Source organism: Saccharomonospora iraqiensis subsp. paurometabolica YIM 90007, from assembly GCF_000231035.2.
Classification (GTDB): domain Bacteria; phylum Actinomycetota; class Actinomycetes; order Mycobacteriales; family Pseudonocardiaceae; genus Saccharomonospora; species Saccharomonospora paurometabolica.
Genome location: NZ_KI912241.1, coordinates 1 through 2,732, shown reverse-complemented (window position 1 = coordinate 2,732; position 2,732 = coordinate 1). Strand labels below are relative to the sequence as shown.

Genomic DNA, 2,732 nt, shown 5'->3' with positions numbered 1-2,732 from the left:
GCTGGCCGCGTTCGCCGGGGCGCTGGCCGGGGTCGGGCTGAGCTGGCTGCTCGGGCGGTCGGCGGGCACCGGCACCGCGACGCTGCTGCTCGCCGGGGTGGCGGTGACCGCCTTCCTCACCGCGATCCAGACGTTCGTGCAGCAGCTGGACACGGACACGATCAAGGAGGTCTACACGTGGACCATGGGCGGGCTCAACGTCACCGGGTGGCGTGACCTGCTGCTGACACTGCCGTACGTGGTGGTGGCCGTGGTGGTGCTCTGCGCGGGCGCCCGCCTGCTCGACGTGCTCGCCCTCGGGGACGCCGAGGCGGCCTCGCTCGGGGTGCGGCCCGGGCGGGTGCGCCTGGTGCTGCTCGGGGCCGCCTCGCTCGCCACGGCGGCGGCGGTGGCGGTGTCCGGCCTGATCGGCTTCGTCGGCATCGTGGTGCCGCACATCGTGCGCCTGCTGGTCGGCGCCAGCTACCGCGTCATCGTGCCGCTGTCGCTGCTCGGTGGTGCGGTGTTCCTCATCCTGGCCGACCACGTCGCCCGCACCGTGATGCCGGGCGAACTGCCGCTCGGCGTGGTGACCGCGTTCGCGGGCGCGCCGTTCTTCGCGCTCGTGCTGCGCACCACGAAGGGACGGGCGTCATGACGGCGGCGCTGCGGCTGGCCGGGGTGAGCGTCGGCTACGGCGGCGAACCGGTGGTGCGCGATGTGTCCGCCGACCTGCCCGCCGGGAGTTGGCTCGCCATCGTCGGGCCGAACGGGGCGGGCAAGTCGACCCTGCTCAAGGCCCTCGCCGGGCTCGTCCGGCACTCCGGCACGATCGAACTGCACGGCCGGGACACGACCCGGCTGTCCCGCAGACAGCGGGCGACCGAGATCGGCTACGCGGCCCAGCACCCGGTCCTGCCCGAACGGCTCACCGTCACCGACTACGCGCTGTTGGGCCGCACCCCGCACCTCGGTGCGCTCGCCCGGGAGAGCACCGGCGATCTGGAGGTGGTGCACGAGGCACTCGCCCGGCTCGACCTCGCCGACCTGGCCGCACGGACACTGGAGACCCTCTCCGGCGGCGAGCGTCAGCGCGCCGTGCTGGCCCGGGTCCTCGCACAGCACACCCGTATGCTCCTGCTGGACGAGCCGACGTCCGGCCTGGACATCGGGCACGCCCAGATGCTGCTCGACCGCCTGGACCGGCTGCGGCGCGAGGACGGCACGACCGTGGTCACGACGCTGCACGATTTGACCTTCGCCGCGCAGTACGCCGACCGGCTGCTGTTGCTCGACCGGGGCGAGGTCGTCGTCACCGGGCCCGGCACCGAGGTGTTGACGGCCGCACGGCTGAGCCGGCACTACGCCGCCGCGGTGGAGATCCTGACCACGACGGACGGCACCCCGGTCGTCGCCCCCGTCCGGGGCCGCGACGGGGGGTCCGGGAACCCCGCCGACTGAGTGTCCGGGGTCCCCGGCCCGGGCGAGCCGCCGGTGATACGGGCCCCTCGGCTCCCGGGACACGCCTCGTCGGTGTCAGGACCCTCGTCGGTGTCAGGACCCTCGTCGGTGTCCGGACCGGTCGTCGCGTCCGGCCTCCCGGACGGCTCCACCACCGGTGTCGGCGGTGCGGGCGGTGTCCCCGGAGTGCGTGGAGTCCCCCGTCTCCCCGCCGGTGTCGTCACCGTCGTTCCGGTCGTCACCGTCGTTCCGGTCGTCACCATCGTTCCGGTCGTCCCCGTCGTTCCGCTCGTCGTCGGGGCTGCGCAGTGTCTCCGGTGCCTCCCGGGGGCCGCGCCGACGGGCCAGCACGAAGTACGTCACCGCCCCGGCGAAGACCAGCATCGACGCCCACACGTTCACCCGGAGGCCGAGGATCTCGTTGGCCTCGTCGGCGCGCATCAGCTCGATCCAGAACCGGCCCGCCGTGTACCCGGCGACATAGAGGGCGAACACCCGCCCGTGGCCGAGGCGGAACCGCCGGTCGGCCCACACCAGGAGCAGCGCGACCCCGAGGTTCCACAGCAGCTCGTAGAGGAAGGTCGGGTGGACCACGGTGAGCGGCACGTCGCTGACGGCCACGCCGTTCAGCGGCCCCGGGTTCTCCGGTGTGCAGGTGGCGGGCGGCACGCCGCCCGTGCCGCGGCAGTAGATCTCCAGTCCCCACGGCAGGTCCGTCGGCCTGCCGTAGAGCTCCTGGTTGAAGTAGTTGCCGAGCCTGCCGATGGCCTGGGCGACGACGATGCCCGGGGCGACCGCGTCGGCCACGGCGGGCAGGGGGATCCCCCGGCGGCGACAGGCGATCCACGCGCCCACCGCGCCCAGTGCGATGGCGCCCCAGATGCCGAGTCCGCCGTCCCAGATGTAGAGCGCGTGGACGGGCTCCCGGCCCTCACCGAAGTAGAGCTGCCAGTCGGTGAGCACGTGGTAGAGCCGACCGCCGATCAGCCCGAACGGCACGGCGAACACCGCGATGTCCACGATCGTGCCTCTGGTGCCGCCCCGGGCGACCCAGCGGCGCTCGCCCCACCAGATGGCGACGACGATGCCGGCGATGATGCACAGCGCGTACGCCCGCAGCGGGAACGGGCCGATCTCCCACACGCCCCGGTCCGGGCTGGGGATGGTCGCGAGGAAGGTGGTCGCGGCGGTGGTCACCGGGCCACCGTAGCGCGCGGGCGCGCCGCCGGGACGGGGGCCTCGGACCGGGCCCGGTCACGCCCCGTTCGTCGCCGGACGGCGGACGCCGTCGG

The 2,732-nt window shown here is 74.0% G+C and carries 3 protein-coding genes; 2 read left to right on the top strand and 1 reads right to left on the bottom strand.

The genetic code is table 11. The annotated features are described in order from the left end of the window. The coding region (locus SACPADRAFT_RS27560) for a FecCD family ABC transporter permease (protein WP_040924338.1) at window positions 1–637 on the top strand (637 nt) is incomplete at its 5' end. After that, the gene (locus tag SACPADRAFT_RS0213300) at window positions 634–1,440 is read left to right on the top strand and encodes an ABC transporter ATP-binding protein (RefSeq protein WP_007027184.1); all 807 of its coding nucleotides are present in this window, start codon (window positions 634–636) and stop codon (window positions 1,438–1,440) included. The genes SACPADRAFT_RS27560 and SACPADRAFT_RS0213300, both read left to right, overlap by 4 nt. A gap of 93 nt (window positions 1,441–1,533) precedes the next feature. Here the strand turns inward: SACPADRAFT_RS0213300 and lgt are convergent, their stop codons facing one another. Then, window positions 1,534–2,637 (bottom strand): prolipoprotein diacylglyceryl transferase, encoded by a 1,104-nt coding sequence (gene lgt, locus SACPADRAFT_RS27555; RefSeq protein ID WP_007027183.1) that lies wholly within the window; start codon window positions 2,635–2,637, stop codon window positions 1,534–1,536. Between the last annotated feature and the right edge of the window lie 95 nt (window positions 2,638–2,732).

Bases quoted from the DNA above. Each gene is read 5' to 3' on its own strand.
- SACPADRAFT_RS0213300 (WP_007027184.1), top strand. From the start codon at position 634: ATGACGGCGGCGCTGCGGCTGGCCGGGGTGAGCGTCGGCTACGGCGGC.